This window comes from Sinomonas mesophila (assembly GCF_001999765.1).
Lineage (GTDB): Bacteria > Actinomycetota > Actinomycetes > Actinomycetales > Micrococcaceae > Sinomonas > Sinomonas mesophila.
In genome coordinates this window covers 148,146-167,404 of sequence record NZ_KV908322.1, presented here as the reverse complement: position 1 = coordinate 167,404, position 19,259 = coordinate 148,146, and the positions used below count along the sequence as shown (strand labels likewise).

19 protein-coding genes, 2 tRNA genes and 1 pseudogene are annotated in these 19,259 nt (G+C 69.9%); 6 read left to right on the top strand and 16 right to left on the bottom strand.

The annotated features are described in order from the left end of the window. Positions 1 to 15: 15 nt before the first annotated feature. The 5 genes and pseudogenes from BV907_RS00810 to BV907_RS19720 all read left to right on the top strand — a co-directional run. Positions 16 to 291: a YHS domain-containing protein gene (locus BV907_RS00810; protein WP_139346528.1), complete on the top strand. Its 276-nt coding sequence runs from the start codon at positions 16 to 18 to the stop codon at positions 289 to 291. A 446-nt stretch (positions 292 to 737) separates the two neighbouring features. Further along, positions 738 to 845, top strand: a complete 108-nt coding sequence (locus BV907_RS19855; RefSeq protein WP_342745488.1) for a hypothetical protein — start codon at positions 738 to 740, stop codon at positions 843 to 845. Positions 846 to 1,763: 918 nt separating this feature from the next. Further along, positions 1,764 to 1,892 carry a hypothetical protein gene (locus BV907_RS19520; protein ID WP_281250832.1) on the top strand — a complete coding sequence of 43 codons (129 nt, stop codon included), beginning with the start codon at positions 1,764 to 1,766 and terminating at the stop codon, positions 1,890 to 1,892. Positions 1,893 to 1,900: 8 nt separating this feature from the next. Further along, positions 1,901 to 2,326: a transposase gene (locus tag BV907_RS19725; RefSeq protein WP_425441583.1), complete on the top strand. Its 426-nt coding sequence runs from the start codon at positions 1,901 to 1,903 to the stop codon at positions 2,324 to 2,326. A 151-nt stretch (positions 2,327 to 2,477) separates the two neighbouring features. Then, positions 2,478 to 2,782: pseudogene (locus BV907_RS19720) on the top strand (transposase); the annotation flags it as partial. A gap of 48 nt (positions 2,783 to 2,830) precedes the next feature. Here BV907_RS19720 and BV907_RS19190 read toward each other — a convergent pair. The 4 genes from BV907_RS19190 to BV907_RS00780 form a co-directional block, all read right to left on the bottom strand. Further along, the gene (locus BV907_RS19190; RefSeq protein WP_245827709.1) at positions 2,831 to 3,109 is read right to left on the bottom strand and encodes a YHS domain-containing protein; all 279 of its coding nucleotides are present in this window, start codon (positions 3,107 to 3,109) and stop codon (positions 2,831 to 2,833) included. Positions 3,110 to 3,383: 274 nt separating this feature from the next. Then, positions 3,384 to 5,279 carry an ABC transporter permease subunit gene (locus tag BV907_RS00790; RefSeq protein ID WP_245827708.1) on the bottom strand — a complete coding sequence of 632 codons (1,896 nt, stop codon included), beginning with the start codon at positions 5,277 to 5,279 and terminating at the stop codon, positions 3,384 to 3,386. A gap of 37 nt (positions 5,280 to 5,316) precedes the next feature. After that, the gene (locus BV907_RS00785; protein WP_077487746.1) at positions 5,317 to 6,837 is read right to left on the bottom strand and encodes an ABC transporter substrate-binding protein; all 1,521 of its coding nucleotides are present in this window, start codon (positions 6,835 to 6,837) and stop codon (positions 5,317 to 5,319) included. A 3-nt stretch (positions 6,838 to 6,840) separates the two neighbouring features. Then, complete coding sequence (locus BV907_RS00780) at positions 6,841 to 8,538, bottom strand: ATP-binding cassette domain-containing protein (protein ID WP_139346527.1); 1,698 nt, start codon at positions 8,536 to 8,538, stop codon at positions 6,841 to 6,843. A 675-nt stretch (positions 8,539 to 9,213) separates the two neighbouring features. Between BV907_RS00780 and BV907_RS18110 the strand changes: the two genes are divergently transcribed. Continuing rightward, positions 9,214 to 9,420, top strand: a complete 207-nt coding sequence (locus BV907_RS18110) for a hypothetical protein (RefSeq protein ID WP_139346526.1) — start codon at positions 9,214 to 9,216, stop codon at positions 9,418 to 9,420. 147 nt (positions 9,421 to 9,567) lie between these two features. On the opposite strand, the gene BV907_RS00770 is transcribed toward BV907_RS18110, so the two are convergent. From BV907_RS00770 to obgE, 12 genes are all read right to left on the bottom strand, one after another. Beyond that, positions 9,568 to 10,254, bottom strand: a complete 687-nt coding sequence (locus tag BV907_RS00770; RefSeq protein WP_077487743.1) for a GntR family transcriptional regulator — start codon at positions 10,252 to 10,254, stop codon at positions 9,568 to 9,570. A gap of 586 nt (positions 10,255 to 10,840) precedes the next feature. Then, positions 10,841 to 11,107, bottom strand: coding sequence for a hypothetical protein (locus BV907_RS00765; protein ID WP_077487742.1), 267 nt, complete (start codon positions 11,105 to 11,107; stop codon positions 10,841 to 10,843). Positions 11,108 to 11,383: 276 nt separating this feature from the next. Beyond that, positions 11,384 to 11,459 (bottom strand) — tRNA-Ala (locus BV907_RS00760). A gap of 1 nt (position 11,460) precedes the next feature. Further along, positions 11,461 to 11,533: transfer RNA gene (locus BV907_RS00755), tRNA-Ala, on the bottom strand. A 117-nt stretch (positions 11,534 to 11,650) separates the two neighbouring features. After that, entirely contained in the window at positions 11,651 to 12,316 is a 666-nt protein-coding gene (locus tag BV907_RS00750) for a histidine phosphatase family protein (RefSeq protein WP_077487741.1), read from the bottom strand. Next, entirely contained in the window at positions 12,317 to 12,709 is a 393-nt protein-coding gene (gene rsfS, locus BV907_RS00745; protein WP_077487740.1) for a ribosome silencing factor, read from the bottom strand. A gap of 32 nt (positions 12,710 to 12,741) precedes the next feature. Continuing rightward, positions 12,742 to 14,064 (bottom strand): hypothetical protein, encoded by a 1,323-nt coding sequence (locus BV907_RS00740; RefSeq protein WP_077487739.1) that lies wholly within the window; start codon positions 14,062 to 14,064, stop codon positions 12,742 to 12,744. Continuing rightward, a complete protein-coding gene (nadD, locus tag BV907_RS00735; RefSeq protein ID WP_077487958.1) occupies positions 14,061 to 14,693 on the bottom strand; it encodes a nicotinate-nucleotide adenylyltransferase in 633 nt (210 codons plus the stop codon). The genes BV907_RS00740 and nadD overlap by 4 nt, the downstream gene beginning before the upstream one ends. A gap of 62 nt (positions 14,694 to 14,755) precedes the next feature. After that, positions 14,756 to 14,998: a hypothetical protein gene (locus BV907_RS19055; RefSeq protein WP_077487738.1), complete on the bottom strand. Its 243-nt coding sequence runs from the start codon at positions 14,996 to 14,998 to the stop codon at positions 14,756 to 14,758. Positions 14,999 to 15,103: 105 nt separating this feature from the next. Beyond that, positions 15,104 to 16,456 carry a glutamate-5-semialdehyde dehydrogenase gene (locus BV907_RS00725; protein WP_077487737.1) on the bottom strand — a complete coding sequence of 451 codons (1,353 nt, stop codon included), beginning with the start codon at positions 16,454 to 16,456 and terminating at the stop codon, positions 15,104 to 15,106. A gap of 59 nt (positions 16,457 to 16,515) precedes the next feature. Next, positions 16,516 to 17,652 carry a glutamate 5-kinase gene (gene proB / locus BV907_RS00720; RefSeq protein WP_077487736.1) on the bottom strand — a complete coding sequence of 379 codons (1,137 nt, stop codon included), beginning with the start codon at positions 17,650 to 17,652 and terminating at the stop codon, positions 16,516 to 16,518. After that, the gene (obgE, locus tag BV907_RS00715) at positions 17,636 to 19,249 is read right to left on the bottom strand and encodes a GTPase ObgE (RefSeq protein WP_077487735.1); all 1,614 of its coding nucleotides are present in this window, start codon (positions 19,247 to 19,249) and stop codon (positions 17,636 to 17,638) included. The genes proB and obgE overlap by 17 nt, the downstream gene beginning before the upstream one ends. Positions 19,250 to 19,259 lie beyond the last annotated feature (10 nt).

Genomic DNA, 19,259 nt, shown 5'->3' with positions numbered 1-19,259 from the left:
CGAAAGGAAAACCCCATGTGCGAGGCACACAACCACGACGCCACCGCCGTCCAGGAGCACTCCCACTCCGAGCCCGCCGACGAGGGGCACTGCCACTCCCACAGCGTCGCCGTGGCAGACGAGGCCACCACTGCCGAGTGCCCGGTGATGCCCGGGAACTACGTGGACAAGGCCGATGCCGAGGCCAAGGGCCTCATCCGCGACCACGAGGGCACCCGCTACTACCTCTGCTGCGCCGCGTGCGGGCCGATGTTCGACGCGGACCCTGAGAAGTACCTCGCCGTGCTGTAGGCGAGTCGGACCCTAGGGCACAGCGTCCACGCACGCCCCGCCACAGGGCACACCACGGGGAGGAGAGCCGGGAGACTGGCTCTCCTCCCCACTGCTTGCCAGACACCCCGAGCGGTATCTGCCGTGCTGATGGAACGACCCAAGGGATGGAAAGAACGAAGGATGAGCGGGCACGAACTCGCACGCCGGATGCAAGGCAGGACAGGGAGCGCCTGATCGCAACCCCTCTCCGTGGGCATGGGACGTGGGGTACAAGCGGGCAGAGGTCCTCGCCGCTGCCCTGCAGCCAGACTGCTGCTCGTCGTGGGCGGGTTCATCCTCGTCGAGGCCTTCCGGCGCCTGATCGAACCGCCCGGGGTCGGCTTCGGGACGATGCTCTGGTTCGGGATCATCGGGCTGGCCGGTAATTGCTATCGGCCTGCTGGTCCTCCCTCGGCTCTGCTGCGGTGATCATCGCAGCTGTCGTGAACGCCCTGACCAACTTCACCCGCGCAGACGCCCTCGTCTCCCTCGTGATCGGGGCCCTGATCGTGCCACGGACCCTGCGCTGCTGAAGGAGGCACCCCCGTCATCACCGGACACGTGACGCTCAGGGACGAATGCCTCACCGTCGAGCACGCCCAGCTGACGAAGGACCACGCAACGACCGTCCTCGACGTACGACGAGGACGGTCACCGGGCCGTATGCCATTCTGCCGAGGGGACATGCCTGGGACGAATCTCTCTCCCACTGCTCAGTCGACCTCGGTCGTTTTCGACGGCTCTGTCGATTTTTTCGTGCCAACTGGGTTGTCTGTTGGTCAGTGGCGGCCTAGGGGTAGCCGAGCGTCGAATCCGATCTCGAACCCGGTCAAGGCGACGTCTTTCCGCCAGAGGTTGACACGGCGTCGGGCCCTTGAGGCCGTCGCGGTCCCCTCGGCAGTGAGGGCCGGTGCCACGTAGATCGGCCGGTTCGCGACGTGCCGTTCGCGGACCTTGGCGTGGATGCAGTCCACCAACACCCCCGCGTGCACCGGATCCAGGGGCGGTGCCACCATTGGCTCGAAGGAGCCCGCACGGTCCTGCGGCATATCTGGACCGGGCCGGCCAGGGTCAGCCGGTATTGGCATGGGTGCCGTGCGCTCGTCTATCCTCGGCCTAGCGACCCGGAGAAGCGCACAACGGCGGCGGCGAGTCGTTCCAGTTCGAGCTTCAGGGCCTGCCAGAGGGCGCCCCACCCGACGCAGAGATGTCGGGGCAGACCAGCGATGGCCCGCGCTCGTTCGGCGACCGGCATCAGGTTGGTTGGCACTTCTCCCCTACACGCGCTCACTATGCCGCGACCCTCACATCCACCCGATCACTGAAGAACAACATCGATCTGGACCAACATCGCCGACGAGATCCTTGCAAGACTCTGCGGGTCTTGGCGTCGCGGTCGGGACTGTAAGAATAACGGTGTGAACGGCGTGGCCTGACCGAAAGGAAGGGCTATGACCGAGACCGTGGAGATGATCGATCCCGTGACGGGAGAGGTCATCGATCAGAAGGAGCTCGCGGAGTCGCTGCTGGGGGTAGGCACGCGAGCAGGGCTTGAGCCTAGTGGCTCCTTGCCGGCCTGACCAGGACCGTGTTCACCGAGGTGGGCCCAGTGGAAATCGACGCGCCCCGGGACCGTGAGGGCACCTTCGAGCCGCCGACTGTCAGGAAGCGCCAGCGGCGTCTGGACGGGATCGACGAGGTCATCCTGTCGCTGACGGCCCACGGCCTGACCACCGGGGAGATCGCCGCCCACTTCGACGAGGTCTACGGCGCCACCGTCTCCAAGGACACGATTTCCCGGATACCGAGAAGGTCTCCGAAGAGATGGCCGAGTCGGCCAACCCGCTTGACCCGGTGTACCCGGTGGTGGTCATCGAACGCGATCCACGTCAAGGGCCGGGGCGGGCAGGTGCGCAACAAGCCGTTCTACGTCGTCCTCGGCGTCACGGTGGACGGCGAACGCGACATCCTCGGGAACTGGGCCGGGGACGGCGGCGAGGGCGCGAAGTACTGACTCGGGGTCCTGACCGAGATCAAGACCCGCGGCGTGGAGGACGTGTGCAGCATCGCCGTCTGCGACGGGCTCAAGGGCCTGCCCGAGGCACCGCCCCGACCGAGACCGCAGCCAAGGAACGCTTCGGGGAGTTCGAGGCCAAATGGGCACGAAGTACCCTGCGATCGCCCGGCTCTGGCGCAACGCCTGGCCCGAGTTCGCCCCATTCCTGGACTGGGACGCCGCGAGATCAGGCGGGTGATCTGCTCGACCAACGCGATCGAGTCCCTCAACGCCCGGTATGGGCGCGCCGTGAGGGCCAGGGGCCACTTCCCAAACGACGCCACCACGTTGAAGTACCTCTTCCTCATGACCCGCTCGCTTGGCCCCCTAGGGCAAGGGGCGGGCACGATGGGCCACGAGGTGGAGCCGGCTTTGAACGCCTCCGCAATCGCCTTCGACGGAAGAATCAACTAACTACACGCCGCGCCAGACCCACCGCTACCTGACAGTCCCCTCGGTTGCCTAAAGCGCGGCGAGGTACTTCTCGGGATCCGCGTCAAAGAGCGGGCCGCACGCGGCGCAGCAGAGGTAGTAGCGATTCCCTTCGTAGTCGCGGACGAGGCCCTGGGCCTCGGCATCCTCCTTGTCCACGTAGTTCCCGAGCATCACCGGGCACTCGCCGGTGGCCTCATCGGCCATGGCCACCCTGTGGGAGTGGCCTTCGCCGGCGTGCTCGGAGTGGGAGTGGGAGTGCGAGTGCTCCTGGACGGGGGCGGCCTCGTGGTTGTGTGCCTCGGACATGGGGTTTCCTTTCGTTCGGTTCTGAGAGGATCAGTCGCCCGGTGCTCGGGCCGGAACTGGCGTGCGGCCGGGCGTGGGCGACTGCCGCCGCCTGTGTCTGGAAGGAGCGCAGGCGGGGGCTGTTGCCCACGGTGCTCGCCGGCACGGTAATGGCGTTCTCGAGCGTCTTCTCAAGACGGGGGCTTCGCGCGAGGCCGAGTGGATGGGCACGGATGCTGTCCGTGCCCATCCCCAGCCGAGGGCTGTCACCCCCGGCTGATCGCCCGACCCTGGTCTAGAGCTGCTTGCTTTCCTCCAACGTGCTCCCGGGCATCACGGCCGTAGGACCGGTGACTGCTTGCCTGCCATTCTGTAGGTGCATAGATCGCGGGCGAAGGGTCCTGCCCCGGCCGCTACGGAAGTCGACGGTGAGGCTCGAGAGCGAGACGGCGAACACCGACAGGAGCACGAGCGCTCCGGCGGGCACGAGCACGGCGAGGGGGGCGCGCTCGACGTAGGGCATGCCCTCGGCGAGGATCAGGCCCCAGTCGGGTGCCGGCGGCCGGGGGCCGAGGCCGAGGAAGCCGAGCGCGGCTAGGGCGAGCGCGATGCCCGGCAGGCGCAGGGCGGCATGGCGGAACACCGGTCCGACGACGCTGGGCAGGACGTAGCGGAGCATGAGGCGGGCGCGGCCCACTCCCAGCACGGGTGCTATCTGCACGTGCGGCTGGGCCCTGACTTCGGCCACCAAAGCGGCGGTATGTGCGGCCAGCGGCGCCCAGCCGGTGAGGGTTATCGCGATCGCGGCACCGAAGGCCGAGGGGCCGAGGATGCCCGCGACGATCATTCCGGCGATGATGTGCGGCAGCGCGTTCTTGATCTCGATCGGGCCCGCCGCGGCATTGGGGAACATGCCGATGACGAGGCCGAGGACGAAGCAGAGGCCAGCGACGGCGATCGCGACGAGGATGGTCGTGAGCGCGCCGTTCGAGACACGGGCCAGCACATCGCGCCCGGCCGCGTCGGCCCCCAGCGGCAGAGCCCAGCTGGGCGGTGCGAGCCGTGGGAAGTCCAGCGCGTAGGGGTCACGGGACAGGCCGAGGAGGATCAGGACCACGATGGCCGAAAGCGCGGTGATCGGCAGGATCCACGCGCTGCGCGGGCTCGCCGGCTTCGGCACCGCGGTCGGGATGGAATTCGAGCGCAGGGCGGGGCCGAGCAGGAGCCGGCGGACGAGCGCTGCCCCGGTCCCGAGGGAGAGGGCGAGCAGCATCAGTAGGATCACCCCGGACTGCAGCACGGGCAGGTCCTGCGCCTGGGCGGCGCTGAGGGTGGCCCGGCCGATGCCCGGGATCGCGAATACCTGCTCGACGGCGACGGCGCCGGCCGTGATCCCGATGAACACGAGGCCGATCTGCGGGGTGACGCCGGGCAGGGCTCGGCGGATTACCGCCGTGACCAGGCGCGCCTTGGAGAAGCCGGCGACCGACCAGGTCGCCACCCACCGCTCGCTGAACGTGCCCGCCACGGCATCGGAGAACAGCCGTCCGATGTACCCTCCGGCCGGCAGTCCCATCGCCAGTGCCGGGAGGACGGCGTTGGACAGATTCGACCAGCCGAAGGGGGGGAACCACCGCAGCCACACCGAGAAGACCACCAGCAGCAGCGATGCCAGCAGGAATTCGGGCAGCGATGTGAAGGCTGCCGCGACGCCGCCGCCGGTCCGGTCGGTGCGCCCGGCCAGGCCTCGGCGGAAGGTCTTGATGCTCAGTGCCGTGGCAAGCACCGCGGCGACGGCGATGGAGAAGAGCATGAGCGAGAGCGAGACGCCCAGGGAGCCCAGCATGAAGGGCAGCACCGGCTGCTCGCTGACCCAGGACAGGCCCCAGTCGCCGCTGAGCGTGTTCCCGAGCCAGGTGAAGAACACCCCGAGCGGGCCCGATTCCAGGCCCAGCTCCTGGCGGATGGCCTCCAGCGCCTCTGGGGTCATGTCCGCCTCGGCGTAGCGGGCCTGGAAGATCGACTGTGCCGGGTCCCGGTTCGAGAGCCAGGGCAGCATGCCCAGGAAGAAGACGACGACGAGCGCGGAGATGATCCGCGAGGCTGCGGGCACCCATGCCCGCCGGCCCTTGGGCTGGCGGCTTCGCATGCGCCTGCGAAGGATCGGGACGAGCTGCGTGGAGTCGGCCACGGTTCCTCCTTCTGTTCGGTGCTGAGGCTGCTTCGGGCTACCGGGCGGCCGTGGTCTCGTTGGTGATCAGGCGCCGCTCGAACGGGTCGCGGACGACCCCGCTGACGCCCGTCGCCTGGCCCTGGGCCAGCCGCTCGTTCACGAGCGGGACGATGACGTTCTGCTGGAGCAGCATGGCTTCGACTCCCATGATGGCCTTCTGCCGGTCCGGGCCAGCCTTCTGGGCGGAGGCGTTCGCGACCGCCGCATCGACCTCGGGATTGCACAGCTGGGCGAAGTTGAGGCCGGTGCTCTTGCAGGTGAAGTCGCTGGCGAGGAAGGAGACGGGGTCGCCGGTGTCCAGCTGGGTGGACCTCGAGCCGATCACCAGGTCGAACGCCCCGCTGAGCGCGTCCTTGATGAAGTTCGCGTTCGTGCGGACGTCCTGCTTGACCACGAAGCCCGCCTTCTCCAGCTCCTGCTGGATGCGGGTGGCGTCCTCGGGCAGCTCGGGCCGGTCGGAGTAGGTCGCCAGCGTGATCTGCTTTCCCTGCGGGTCGCCGGGAGCGACCGAGGACGCAACGTTGCCCCGCAGGTCCTTCGCCCACGGGAGGGCGGGGCCGAAGAGGCCCTGGGCGGCATCGGCGCGGCCCTCGTAGACGTCGTTGGCGAGGACGCTGGGATCGATCGCGGCCCGAGCCGCCGCCCGCATCGCGGGATCGGCGAAAACGCCCTTGGCGGTGTTCATGTAGAGTGTGGTCGTCCGTGGCGAGGGGAATTCCTGCACCAGCTCGGGGTCGATCTGGGGAAGCTGCGAGATCGGCAGGGCCACGGCGACGTCGGCGGTCCCGGTGCGCAGCGCCGCGGCCCGAGCCGTCCCGTCGGTGACGATGGTGACGTCGATGCCGGGGGCCTTCGCCTTCTCCCCCCAGTAGCCGTCATAGCGGTCCAGGGTGAAGGTCGATTTGCCGCCGACGTTGGTCACCTTGAACGGGCCGGTTGCCGTGCCGACGGGGCTGGCGGTGCCGTCGGCCGTGTAGGCCGCCGCGGAGAGGATCGCCAGCTGGGGGCTGGAGAGCCGCTGCGGCAGGATCGGCTCGGGTGTCCCGGTGGTGATCCGCACGGTCACATCATCGGGCGTGTCGAATGTCATCTGGAGCCCGGCAACAGACCGCGGAAGGGGCTTCGCGGCCAGGGCCTTCTGCAGCGAGTTCACGACCGCCTTGGCGTCGAGCTTCGTGCCGTCCTGGAAGGTGACGCCCTCGCGGAGGGCGAACTCCCACGTCAGGTCGTCGATCTGCTTCCACTCGGTCGCGAGCCGAGGCTGCGCCGCCCCTGTCTCGTCCAGCTGCACGAGGGATTCGATGGCGCCCCAGCGCGAGACGGTCGAGGCGTCGTCACTGAAGACCGAGAGCCCGGCGACCGGCTCAAGGGCCATGGCGACCCGGATGCGGGCGCTCTCCCCCCCGGCCGCGCCCGTGCCGGCGCCCCCGTTGGAGAAGCAGCCGGTCAGGGCCAGGGCGGAGACCACAGCGAGCGAGCCGATGGCAAGGGAGCGGCGGCGTTGTTTCTGGTTCATGGATCAGGCCTTTCGGGTGAGCTGTGCGGGGAGCGCCTTGCCTGGGCTGTCAAGGAGGCTCAATGCGCTGTCTGTGAGGAGCGTTTGGGGAAGGACGTGCAGGGTGGGGATCGCCCTGAGGAGTTCTCGCGTGCGGGGGTGCTGCGGATCGGTCAGAAGCTGCGCGGTCGGGGCGTCCTCGACGACTTCCCCGCCGTGCATGACCACGGTGCGCCTGCACATGCTGGCCACCATGGACAGATCGTGGGAGACCACGATGATGCCGGTGCCGCGCTCCTCCGAGATCCGGGTGAGCAGGGCCACGATCGACTCGCGCATGGGAAGGTCCAGGCCGCTCACGGGCTCGTCGGCGATCAGGAAGTCGGGTTCGGTGGCGATCGCGCGGGCGATGGCCACACGCTGCGCCTGCCCTCCCGAGAGCTCGCTCGCGCGGCGCAAGAGGAACCTCTCGTCGAGACCCACGGACTCCAACGCCACCCGCACCGCCTCGTCGCGGTCGCCGGGGACGTTCAGGCGCACCAGCGGCTCGGCGACGAGATCCCGGACGGTCATGAACGGATCCAGCGAGCTCGCCGGATCCTGCGGCACGTACTGCACCCGGCGGCGGTACCACTTCAGGGCGCGGACCTCGGCCGGGAAGACCTCTTTGCCGTCGCTCACCACCGCCCCAGTGTCGGTGGACTCGAGCGCGAGCATGATCTTCAGCAGAGTGGTCTTACCAGAGCCAGAGACCCCCACGATCCCAATCCGCTCGCCGGCAGCGATCTTCAACGTGGTCGGCTGCAGCGCCACCTTCATCTGCGGCTTGGCGAAGGCCTTCTTCCGCGGCATGGGGTACGCGCGGCTGACCCCGCTGATGTCGAAGTATGTCGGCGCCAGCCCGGGCATTGGCTCTGGCTGGTCCTCGGCCTGTAGCTTCTCGATGTACGGCTCGATCGTTGCGGCCCGTGCCGCGCGGATCAGCTCGCACGTGTAGGGGTCCTTCGGAGAGGCGAAGATCCCGTGGATCTGCCCCTGCTCGACGATGGTCCCGTCCTTCATGACCACGGATTCGCTGCACAGCTCGGAGGCGACGGCGAAGTCGTGGGTGATGAACAGCAGGGCCGGAGTGTTCTTCCCTGCCGTGTACTTCTTCAGCACGTCCAGAACACGCGCCTGCGTTACGACATCGAGTGCCGTCGTCGGCTCGTCAGCAACCATCAGCCGCGTAGTACAGGCCAGTGCGAGTGCGATACACACGCGCTGGCGCTGACCACCGGAGAGCTCAGCACAGAAGCGGTCGACTAGGCGCTCGGGGTCGGGAAGGCCGACTGAGCCAGCCAACTCCACGGCGGCGCTGAGCGCATCCCGCTTTGAGAGGCCGCGGTGGCGGCGCAGCGGCTCGATGAGCTGATCGCGGATGCGCACCAGAGGGTTCAACGCCACGGCGGAGTCCTGGAACACCATCCCGACCCGTGCTTCGTCCGGGCGCTTGGACGTCGGAACGCCCAGCACCTCCACGCCATTGATTCGGATGCTGCCCTTGGCGACGGCGTTCGCCGGCAGCCGCCCCAAGACGGCGGCCGCCGTAAGAGACTTGCCAGAACCGGATTCGCCGAGCAGGCAAACTCGCTGCCCCTGCGCAATGCTGAATGAGATGCCCTTCACGAGCTCGCGACCGCGAATCGAGATCTTCAGGCCGGTGACTTCAAGAGTGTTCACGAATTCCCTCTGCAATTTCGGGTGCGGGGCATCGTAGTCGATGCCCCGGATCGCTGCTTCAAACGCTAGAAGCCGATAGCCTCATTGTCAACACTCAACAATAGGGATCTTTGCCCATCCGCAGCGATCCGCCCGTCGGCCACGATGAGGCGCTTCGCCCGCTAGAGAACGGGGCTTCCGGAACCGGCTCCACGCCTGGACGACTTCATCGACATCCACATGGCTCCCGCCTCCTTGAGTAGCTCTCCGGGGATGGTCAGGACACCTACTCTCGCCTGTCATTTTGTCGGACACTTGTGTCCTACATCACAGTTCGATAGTACTGCTCGACAATCTGAGATTCAAGGGTTCTACCCGAGGGCCCGAGGGGCCGGCGGGGCTCTCCCTGGGGGTTTGAGGATGGTGTCCGCGCGCCACCGAAGTCGCCCAGGAAGAAGCCCTGCTCGCACTGGCCTACACTCGGGGGATCGCCGAGCCGTGCATGTGGCTGCACCAGGATTTCAGCGACGGCTCGCGGGGCACCGACCTGTGTGCTCACGGACAACGAGAAGAACGGCACCCCGCCCACGTGGCCGGGGTGCCGGCGCGGAACCAGCAGACCCTGAACTTCGCGCGCCGGACACCGCGCACACGGTCGCGCTCGGCCTGGCCCGCACGGTCTCGAGAAACACCTCGATGGTCACCTTCGAAGACGCCCACTACTCCGTCCCGGCACACCTGTGCGGGGCGCAGGTGTTCGTCCGCGCCCACGCCCTGATCCAGGCCACCGCACCATCCCAGGCCTACCGAACCACCCCGTGGCGCACAGATGAGGGCAGGTTCGCCCGCGGGCTCTCCTTCAGACCGGACTGGAGACCCGGCGGCACGAATTATGTCACGTAGACGAAGGCCTGACGCTTCCACGCGCCACTCCGGTGAAGCCGGAGGCCTGAACCCTTCCACCTCGAGTGGTTGGAGAGGGCTATCCCTGCGAGCGCTTCTCGGTCGGGCTGCGAGAGCCTGTAGACCCGCGGAGAAGACAAGCACCCCTTACGAGGCGGCCGTGCTGCTCGCTTCATGGGTGGGGAACAGCCTTACGAGGGCGTCATCCTTGTGGGCGTCGAGTCGATCCATGACGAGATCGCGCTTCCCATCACGGATCGCCTCAGCGATTCCGCGATGCTCTGCGACGCGCACCGATTCGTCCTCGTAGCGTCCCCGCAGCCGGTTGAGGCACATGCGCGTCTCGGTCAGCAGCGTGGCATGCATTTTCGAAAGCCTCGGACTCGCAGCCATCGCGACGAGCCTTTCGTGGAAGGCGATGTCCGCTTCTGAGATCGCAACCTGATCGCCCGCGGATCTGGCCTCATCCATGCGGTCAACGCAGCCGAGCAGTTCTGCTCCCGCCCGGGAAGGATCGCCGTCGGCGAGGATCGATGCGGCCGCCTTCTCCACAGCGGTCCGCGCTTCATAGATATCGCGGATGTCGCCCTCATCGAATTCGGAGACGAAGAAACCCCTATTGCGGATGCTGACCAAGAGGCCCTCCTGGGTGAGACGCTGAATTGCCTCACGAATCGGCCCCCTGCTCACGCCGAGCTCCCTGGCGATGTCGGCCTCCACGAGCTGGGCACCGGGCGGCAGAGTTCCCTCGGCGATGTGCCTTCTCAGCTGGGCCGCGGCCAAAGAGGGCGTGGACTCCTGAACGATGGGTCGGAGCTCTTGGCCGCTCTTCATGGCGCTCCCCCTGCCATTAGACGAACATGTTGTCAACAATCCTAACCCCGTATTGGCCAATTTTCCCATCGTTCATCCGCTGCGGACGCCGCTGCCCCTCGCCTCACGAGAGGTCCAGCCGACATCTTCATCGTTGATTGTTGACAATAAGAGCCATGTAATCCAGCATGGAACCACGAGAGATGGGAACGGGAGCGTTCCTCCCAGAACGAAATGGCGCGTGGTTCGGAGAACTGGGCGACCGCAGCGCTCGAGTCCACGCCGGCCTAGCCGGCACCGCGGTTCCGCAGACGGCGCAAGCCCGCTGAAGAGCCCCAAATGCCACGGCCAGCACCCTCTACTCTCCGGGCCCTCCCTGCAGCAGACGTCCAAGTGCTGGCCGCACCCTACCCGAAAGGTGAACGATGGCCTCCCTGAGCCCTATCCTCAAGCAGGCGACCCCCGTCGTCGTCGACCACGCCCTCGGCAGCTGAATGTTCGGCACCGACGGCGAGCCCTACCTCCGTGCAGCATGACAGAGTGACAGCGCACCTGGGCCGGAATCCCCGCGTCAACAGATCCGTGGACATCCATGCCGGGGACGATGTCAGGGTGCGGCGGACGGACCAGTGGGGATGAGGGCCGGAGCCCACTCGATGATCAGGCGCGTGCAGGGGGCGAGCTCGACCTTGAAATGGGCCTCCTGGGCATTGGACTCCGCCTCGAGCGTCTTCTGTTGCTTCTCGGACCGCAGATCGGTCCCGGTGGGCAGCTTGCCTCCGATGGCGCAGCGAGTTGCCCTTGCCGCAGCCGTAGCCGCCGTTTCTGCGGCGGTGGCCGAGAGCGGCGTGTTCGGCGCCGCCGCCGACGTCATGGGCCGAGGCACCTGCCAGAGGGATCGACTTCACTGAACCGCCGACGCCTCGAGCGCTCACCGCTCGCGTGCCCGTCCGAAGCGGGAGCCCCGGTCCGCACCCCGTCTCGGAGCACAGCCTTCAACCACGAACAGCCCGCATGGCCCTGAACCGGCGAGATCCTTGCCGACTTCACCATCGACCCCACCCGCAGGTACCAGCCGAAGAAAAAGAAGACCCCGGTCCGAGGACCGCGGCCGGAAACGAAAAGAGGCCCGGATCATCCGGGCCTCCCGTGGTGGAGGTAAGGGGATTCGAACCCCTGACCTTCTGCATGCCATGCAGACGCGCTACCAACTGCGCCATACCCCCGTGGAGCTGAGGGGACTCGAACCCCTGACCCCCTGCATGCCATGCAGGTGCGCTACCAGCTGCGCCACAGCCCCAGAGTGTAGCCTCGGACCGTTCGTAGAGGACTTCGCGATCCTCTCGCCCCGTCCGGAGCAACTCGAATATCTTAGAACGTCGCGACCCCTCTGCACAAATCGGAGCCGCTCCCAGAGTCAGCCCTCCTCGACCGTCACGGGCACCGGGAGCGTGCCCGCATTGTGCTCTCCGAGGCGCCAGCGCGGCGACCCGTCGGGGTGCGGGCGCCGCTCCTCGAGAACGGACCACGAGCAGTTCGCGAGGCCCGAAAGAGCGCCCCAGAGGCCGTGCGGCAGGCCGAGGAGCTCGGCCAGGCCGACGCGGATCGCCCCGCCGTGGCTCACGACGACGAGGGTGCCGTCAGCGGGCGCCGCGCCGAGGGCGCGGTCGACGGCGGCGCGCACCCGGGCGGCCACGTCGAGGCGCGTCTCGGCGCCCCCCGCGGGCACGTGCACATCCCCGTCCTCCCAGCGGTGCAGGCTGTCGCCGTAGAGCGCCCGGATCGCGTCGAACGTGTGCCCCTGCCAGTGGCCGGCGTTCGTCTCGCGGAGGCCCGCGTCGAGGGCGACGGGAAGCCCCGTGACCGCCGAGAGCGCCTCAGCCGTCGCGCGCGTGCGCTCCAGGTCGGAGGAGACGATCGCGTCGGGCATGAGCGAGGCGAGCCGCAGCGCGGCATCCTGCGCCTGGACGCGGCCGTCCTCATTGAGCGGGATGTCGGTCTGCCCCTGGAATCTGCCGGCCGCGTTCCAATCGGTGCGCCCGTGCCGCCAGAAGACGACCCGGCGCCCCTTGCGCTCGCGCATTCAGCCGGCGGCGGGCGTCGCGGCGCCGCCGTCCTCGAGTTCGAGGTCTACGAGGGGGCAGTCCTTCCAGAGGCGCTCGAGCGCGTAGAAGGCCCGGTCCTCGTCGTGCATGACGTGCACGACGACGTCGCCGAAGTCGAGCAGGACCCAGCGGCCCTCGGAGCGGCCCTCGCGACGTACGGGGCGGCGGTCGAGCCGGACGATGAGTTCGTCCTCGACGTTGTCCACGACAGCGTTGACCTGGCGCTCCGTCGCCGCGGAGGCGATGACGAACACGTCGGTGATGGCGAGCCGTTCGCTGACGTCGACGGCCACGATGTTCTCCGCGAGCTTGTCGGCGGCGGCCCTCGCGGCCGTGCGGGCCAGCTGGACGGCGGACTCTGTTGCGCTCACTCTTCTCCTTGAGCTTGGGTAGCGGGCGGCGGCTAGCTGCCGCCGCCGAGCACGGTCATGATGACGGCGACGATGAGCGCCAGGACCCCCAGCGCGCCGATGCCCAGCAGGATGAGCCGCTCGCGCTCGGCGCGCCCAGCCCCGGCCTGCGCCGAGCCGAGCGGGTCGAGCCCGTGGGCGCTGCGCGCCGAGACCGGGGCCGCCTCGACCGGCGGCACGGCGTCGGGTGCCTGGGTCCGCACCGGCTGCTTCGCGACCTGGCCCGTGGCGCCGGCGGCGAGGGGCACGTGGGTCGTGGACGGCGGCTTCATCACTGGATGCGGGACGCCGGGGACGCGCACGAACTCGAGCGGGGTCACCATCGCGAGGTTGTCCGTGGCGCTCGGCGTCGGGGCCTTCCGCGGCGCGGCGCTCTCGCGCCGGGTCTCCTCGGCCAGGCGCTGCTTGGCCCGCGCGCGCCGGTTAAGGACGGCGGCGCGCTCGGCCATCGCGACCTGCTGCGCGAGCAGCTCAGGGTCCACGTCGGTGCCGCCCGAGCGCTGCGCCTCGATCATGGCGGCCTGGTTCTTGGCCTGCTCCTTGAGCATCTCGCGCGCGGCGGCAATCTGCTCGTGGCTGAGCTTGCGGAACGAGCCGGTCTCGGGCCCGAGCGCTGGCGTGACGGTCAGCCCGTTGGGCACGATCCCCTGCATCGCCGTGGGCGGTGCGGGGTCGACGCCGGGCACCGGGCCGGGCGCGGCGGCCGCGCCGGGCGCCGGGGGCACGACAGGGATCGGGCCCGCCATCGGCGCCGTGGGCTGCTGGCTGGGCCCCGGCGCCTCGGGAACCGGGCCGGCCTGCTCCCCGATGGTCGGGATCCGGCCGGTGTCCACCTGCTGCCGCAGGGCCCGGCGGCTCGGCAGCGCCGCGGTCTGGGCGGCGCTCTGCGCGGCCTGCTCCTTCTCGTGGAGCTGTCGGAGCGCCTGATGCGTGGCCCGGTCGCGGGCGCGGGCCTGGGATGTGCGCTCGGCGTGACCGTCGCTGTCCGCCGGGACGTCGAGGGCCCGACGGGCCCGCCCGGTGGGATCCTGGGCCGGGGCCGGCCGTGCCGGCTGGGCCTGGGCCCGGAGGGCTGCGGGCAGGGGCGCCGTCGCGGCCTCCGGCTCCCGCGCGCCGGTCGTGGCTGCCGCCGCGTGGGCGGCGGCGAGCCCTTCGGCCCGGGCACGGGCGGCCTGTTCCTCGGCCTCTGCCTTGGCGCGGGCCTCGGCCTCGGCCTGAGCGGGCGTGAGCTGCTGCTCCTGCCCGCTCTCGGCGCGCTCGGCCTGCGCGCGGCGCCGCTGGCGCCTGCTCGTGATCGGTGTCTCGTCGTTGCTCATGGCTTGGTCGTTCCCGTGCTGCCGCTGTGCTCCCGTGCCGGCGCGGGCTCCCCCACCGAGCCCGCGCCGTCGTGAGCACGGTACAGCCCGTACTTGGCGATGTACTGCACGACCCCGTCGGGCACGAGGTACCAGACGGGCTCGGCCGCCGCGACGCGTGCGCGGCAGTCCGTCGACGAGATGGCCATGGCCGGGACCTCGAGCAGGCTCACGTCCTTGCGCCCGAGGTCGTGCAGCTCATGGCCTGGCCTCGTGACACCGACGAAATGGGCGAGGTCCCAGAGCTCGTCGACGTCCTTCCACGAGACGATCTGCGCCATCGCGTCCGCGCCGGTGATGAAGTAGAGGTCCGCCTCCGGCCGCAGCCGGCGCAGGTCCCGCAGGGTGTCGATCGTGTACGTGGGCCCGGGCCTGTCGATGTCCACCCGGCTCACCGTGAACCGCGGGTTGGCGGCCGTCGCGATCACCGTCATGAGGTAGCGGTGCTCGGCCTGGCTGACCCGCCGCTTCGACTTCTGCCACGGCTCCCCGGTCGGGACGAAGACCACCTCGTCGAGGGCGAACTTCGACGCGACCTCGCTCGCGGCCACGAGGTGGCCGTGGTGGATCGGGTCGAAGGTTCCGCCCATGACGCCGAGGCGGACCCGCCGTCCGCTCGCGCGCTGGTCAGCCGGACCCACGGCCAGAGGGTTCAGTGGCCCTGGCCGCGGTCGTGCTTGTTCGGGTGCTGGCGGTGCGGGTCCGCGTGCTCCTCGACGGGCTCGTGGCGGCGTCCGAGGCTCTTGAAGGCCATCGTGGTGAACATGAGGGCCACGAAGATGGCGAACATCACGACGCCGATCACCCACGGCTCCGCGATGAGCGGCGCGCGCTCCTCGTGACCAACCGCCTGGCCGGTCACGTTCACTGCGGTGCTGATCAGCGTTGCCAGCATTGTTGTCCCTTCGGGTCGGTGGATGCGGCGGCCGCGCCCGGGCGGTACGGTGAACCGTCCACGGGGCGCGGCCGTCCGGCTGCTTGGATCATCCTACCGCGACGCTCAGGCGCGGACCTGCCCCTCGCCCTGGACGATCCACTTCGTGGTCGTGAGCTCCGTCAGGCCCATGGGCCCGCGCGCGTGGAGCTTCTGGGTCGAGATGCCGACCTCGGCGCCCAGGCCGAGCTCCCCGCCGTCCGTGAAGCGCGTCGAGGCGTTGACGATGACGGCCGCGGAGTCGATCTCGGCGACGAAGCGCTCGGCGTTGCGCAGGTCGTTCGTGACGATCGCCTCGGTGTGGCCCGTGCTCCAGCGGCGGATGTGCTCGATGGCGTCGTCGAGCGAGTCGACGGTCGCGACGGCCAGGTCGAGGTCCATGTACTCGGTGGCCCAGTCCTCGTCCGTCGCGGCCGTCGCATCGACGCCCTCGGGCAGGCCCTCCATCGTGCGGCCGTCGACGTGGAGGCGCACGCCCTTGGCCGCGAGGGCCCGGGCGAGCGCGGGGAGGACCGTGCTCCCGCGGTGGACGAGGAGCGTCTCGACCGTGTTGCACACGCTCGGGCGCTGCGTCTTGGCGTTGAGCAGGATGTCGACGGCCATCTCCTCGTCGGCGCTCTCATCGACGAAGATGTGCACGTTGCCCTCGCCCGTCTCGATCACGGGGACGGTCGAATTGAGAACGACGCTCTGGATGAGCTCGCGCCCACCACGCGGGATGAGCACGTCGACGCGGCCTCGGGCCTTCATGAGCACGTTCGCGCCCTCGCGCCCGTACGCGTCGACGCTCTGCACGGCGTCGGCCGGCAGGCCGACCTCCACGAGGGTGTCGCGCAGGATCGCCACGAGCGCCGTGTTCGTGTTCGCCGCCGCGCTGCCGCCGCGCAGGATGACCGCGTTGCCGCTCTTGAGCGCGAGGCCGGCGATGTCCACAGTGACATTGGGGCGTGCCTCGTAGATCGCGGCGACGACACCCATGGGCACGTTGACCTGGCGCAGGCGCAGGCCGTTGGGCAGGGTCTGGCCGCGGACCACGTTGCCCACCGGGTCGGGCAGGCCCGCGAGGTTCTCGAGGGCGTCCACGAGCCCGTCGATGCGCTGGGGCGTGAGCGCGAGGCGGTCGAGGAGCGCCTTCGAGGTGCCGTTCGCGCGGCCGGCCTCGAGGTCCTTCTCGTTGGCCGCGAGGATGTCCTCCTCCTTGGCCTTGAGCGCGGCGCCGATCGCCCTGAGGGCGCTGTCCTTCCATGCGCGGTTGGCGCGCGCCATGTGGCGGGCGGCGCGGCGCGCGCGGTCGCCGATCTCGTTGACGGCCGCCTCGACATCCGCTGGCGAGGACGCCGGCTGTGCGGAAGCCGCGGGGGCCTCTGACGCGGAAGGCGTGTGCTCGACGGGAACGGTCTCGTGGGCGGTGTCAGTCATGGATCAAGTCTACCGACCGGGGGTGGAGCCCGCCTCGGCGCAGGTCACAGTGGGCAGGCTCAGACGAGGACGAGATCGTCCACGTGCACGACGACGCGCTCGTACTCGGGCCCGAGCTCGCGCCCGAGCTCGCGCGTCGAGCGCCCGAGCATCGCGGGGAGCTCGGCCGCCGAGAAGTTCACGAGCCCGCGCGCGATGACGGCGCCCGCGGCGTCCGTGAGCTCGACCGGGTCCCCGGCCTCGAAGTCGCCGGACACGGCCGTGACCCCGGCGGGCAGGAGCGAGCGGTGCCGGTGCCGCACGGCCCGCACGGCGCCGTCGTCCAGCACGAGCGAGCCGCGGGTCGCCGCGAGGTGGGCGAGCCACAGCAGCCGGACGGGTTTGCGCCTGCCGCTCACGCTGAACCACGTCCCGACGTCCTCGCCCGCGAGGGCGCGCGCCGCGGCGGCCGTCGAGGTCACGAGGGCGGGGATGCCGGAGCCGGCGGCGATCCCCGCCGCCTCGACCTTCGTGGCCATGCCGCCCGTGCCGACGCCGGCCTTGCCCGCGCTGCCGATCCGGACGCCGTCGAGATCCTCGGGCCCGCGGATGTGCTCGATCCGCACGCCGCCCTCGGAGGGCGGGCCTGTGTAGACGGAGTCCACGTCGGAGAGGAGCACGAGCGCGTCGGCGTGGACGAGGTGCGCGACGAGGGCCGCGAGCCGGTCGTTGTCGCCGAAGCGGATCTCGTGCGTCGCCACGGTGTCGTTCTCGTTCACGATCGGCACGACGCCGAGGTTCAGGAGCCGCTCGAGGGCCCGGTGCGCGTTGGCATACTGCGTGCGGCGCACGAGGTCCTCGGCAGTGAGCAGCACCTGGCCCACGGTCACGCCGTGGGCGGCGAAGGCTTGGGTGTAGCGGGCCATGAGCAGGCCCTGGCCGACGCTCGCGGCCGCCTGCTGCGTCGCGAGGTCCTTCGGGCGGCGGGCGAGGCCGAGGGGCGCGAGGCCCGCGGCGATCGCCCCCGAGGAGACGAGCACGATCTCGGTCCCGGCGTTGGCGCGATCAGCGAGGGTGTCCACGAGCGCGGCGAGGGCCTTCTCGGAAATCCCTCCCCGGATGGTCGTGAGCGAGGACGAGCCCACCTTGACCACGATCCGCTGTGCCTCGGGGAGCCATTCCCGCCCGCGCACGAGCGTCTCAGAGGTCGTCGTCATCCGCCCACTCCCCCTCCGCGGCCTCGTCGCTGGCGACGGCGTCGCGGTCCGTGGCCGGCTGCTGGCGCCGGCGCGTCGACTCGGTCCAGATCCCGGCTCGCCGCTCGGCCTCGAGCTCTGCCCGGGCGGCGGCCTTGGCCGCCTTGCGCTCCTCGTGCTCCTCGCGCTTCTGCGCACGCGTCGGGCGCTCCCAGTCGGCGAGGCGGAGGTCTGTACCCCGAGGCCCGGTGAGGATCTCGGCACCGGTCATCATGGTCGGCTCCCAGTCGAAGACGACGCCGTCCTCCTCGCCGATCACGACCGTGTCCCCGGCCCTGGCGCCGGCCTTGAACAGTTCGTCCTCGACCCCGAGCCGGTTGAGCCGGTCGGCGAGGTAGCCGATGGCCTCCTCGTTCGCGAAGTCGGTCTGCTTGACCCAGCGCTCGGGCTTCTCGCCGATCACGCGGAAGAGCGGCTCGAGGTTGCGCTCTTCGCGGCGGATCCGGAAGCCCGCCTCGTTGACCGCGCGGGGGCGCAGGACGGCGGGGGCGACCTTGCGTGGCGCGGCCTTGACGGAGGCGCGCGCGGCCTGGACGACCTCGGCCATCGCGAAGCCGAGGGCCTTGAGGCCCGCGTGGCTCGTCGCGGAGACCTCAAAGACGCGGTAGCCCCGGCGCTCGAGCTCGGGCCGGACCATCTCGGCCATGTCTCGCCCGTCGGGCAGGTCGACCTTGTTGAGCGCGATGAGGCGGGGGCGCTCGTTGAGCGGCACGACCTCGCCGTCCGCCCCGGCGAAGCCCATGTCCGCCGAGTACTTCTCGAGCTCCGCCTCGATGACCGCGAGGTCGTCGAGCGGATTGCGCTCCGCCTCGAGGGTCCCGCAGTCGAGCACGTGCACGAGCGCGGCGCAGCGCTCGACGTGCCGGAGGAAGTCGTGGCCCAGGCCGCGGCCCTCGCTCGCTCCCTCGATGAGGCCGGGGACGTCGGCGATCGTGAAGCGCACGTCGCCGGCCTGGACGACGCCGAGGTTGGGCACGAGCGTCGTGAAGGGGTAGTCGGCGATCTTCGGCCGGGCCGCGGACATCGCGGCGATGAGGCTCGACTTGCCCGCCGACGGGTAGCCCACGAGCGCGATGTCGGCGATGGTCTTGACCTCGAGCACGATGTCGCGGGACTCGCCCTCGATCCCGAGCAGAGCGAAGCCCGGGGCCTTGCGCTTGGCCGAGGCGAGGGCGGCGTTGCCGAGGCCGCCCTGGCCGCCCTCCGCGGCGACGTACTCGGCGCCCTCGCCCACGAGGTCGGCGAGGACCTCGCCGTCGCGGGACTTGACGACGGTGCCGTCAGGGACGGCCAGGACGAGCGCGGCGCCCTGGTGCCCGGCGCGCCAGTCGCCCATGCCGGGCCCGCCGTTCTCCGCGTGCCGGTGGGGCGAGTGGTGGTAGTCCAGCAGCGTCGTCGTCTGCGAGGAAACGCGCAGGACGACGCTCCCGCCATTGCCGCCGTTGCCTCCGTCGGGGCCGGCGAGGGGCTTGAACTTCTCGCGCCGGATGGAGACACAGCCGTGGCCTCCGTTGCCGCCCGAGACATGCAGCACGACGCGGTCCACGAAGCTCGCCACGGTGTTCTCC

Coding starts and splice junctions, on each gene's coding strand:
- BV907_RS00810 (WP_139346528.1), top strand. CDS start 16: ATGTGCGAGGCACACAACCACGACGCCACCGCCGTCCAGGAGCACTCC.
- BV907_RS19520 (WP_281250832.1), top strand. CDS start 1,764: ATGACCGAGACCGTGGAGATGATCGATCCCGTGACGGGAGAGGTCATC.
- BV907_RS19190 (WP_245827709.1), bottom strand. CDS start 3,109: ATGTCCGAGGCACACAACCACGAGGCCGCCCCCGTCCAGGAGCACTCG.
- BV907_RS00785 (WP_077487746.1), bottom strand. CDS start 6,837: ATGAACCAGAAACAACGCCGCCGCTCCCTTGCCATCGGCTCGCTCGCT.
- BV907_RS18110 (WP_139346526.1), top strand. CDS start 9,214: ATGGTCACCTTCGAAGACGCCCACTACTCCGTCCCGGCACACCTGTGC.
- BV907_RS00770 (WP_077487743.1), bottom strand. CDS start 10,254: ATGAAGAGCGGCCAAGAGCTCCGACCCATCGTTCAGGAGTCCACGCCC.
- BV907_RS00765 (WP_077487742.1), bottom strand. CDS start 11,107: ATGACGTCGGCGGCGGCGCCGAACACGCCGCTCTCGGCCACCGCCGCA.
- BV907_RS00750 (WP_077487741.1), bottom strand. CDS start 12,316: ATGCGCGAGCGCAAGGGGCGCCGGGTCGTCTTCTGGCGGCACGGGCGC.
- BV907_RS00740 (WP_077487739.1), bottom strand. CDS start 14,064: ATGAGCAACGACGAGACACCGATCACGAGCAGGCGCCAGCGGCGCCGC.
- nadD (WP_077487958.1), bottom strand. CDS start 14,693: ATGGGCGGAACCTTCGACCCGATCCACCACGGCCACCTCGTGGCCGCG.
- BV907_RS19055 (WP_077487738.1), bottom strand. CDS start 14,998: ATGCTGGCAACGCTGATCAGCACCGCAGTGAACGTGACCGGCCAGGCG.
- BV907_RS00725 (WP_077487737.1), bottom strand. CDS start 16,456: ATGACTGACACCGCCCACGAGACCGTTCCCGTCGAGCACACGCCTTCC.
- proB (WP_077487736.1), bottom strand. CDS start 17,652: ATGACGACGACCTCTGAGACGCTCGTGCGCGGGCGGGAATGGCTCCCC.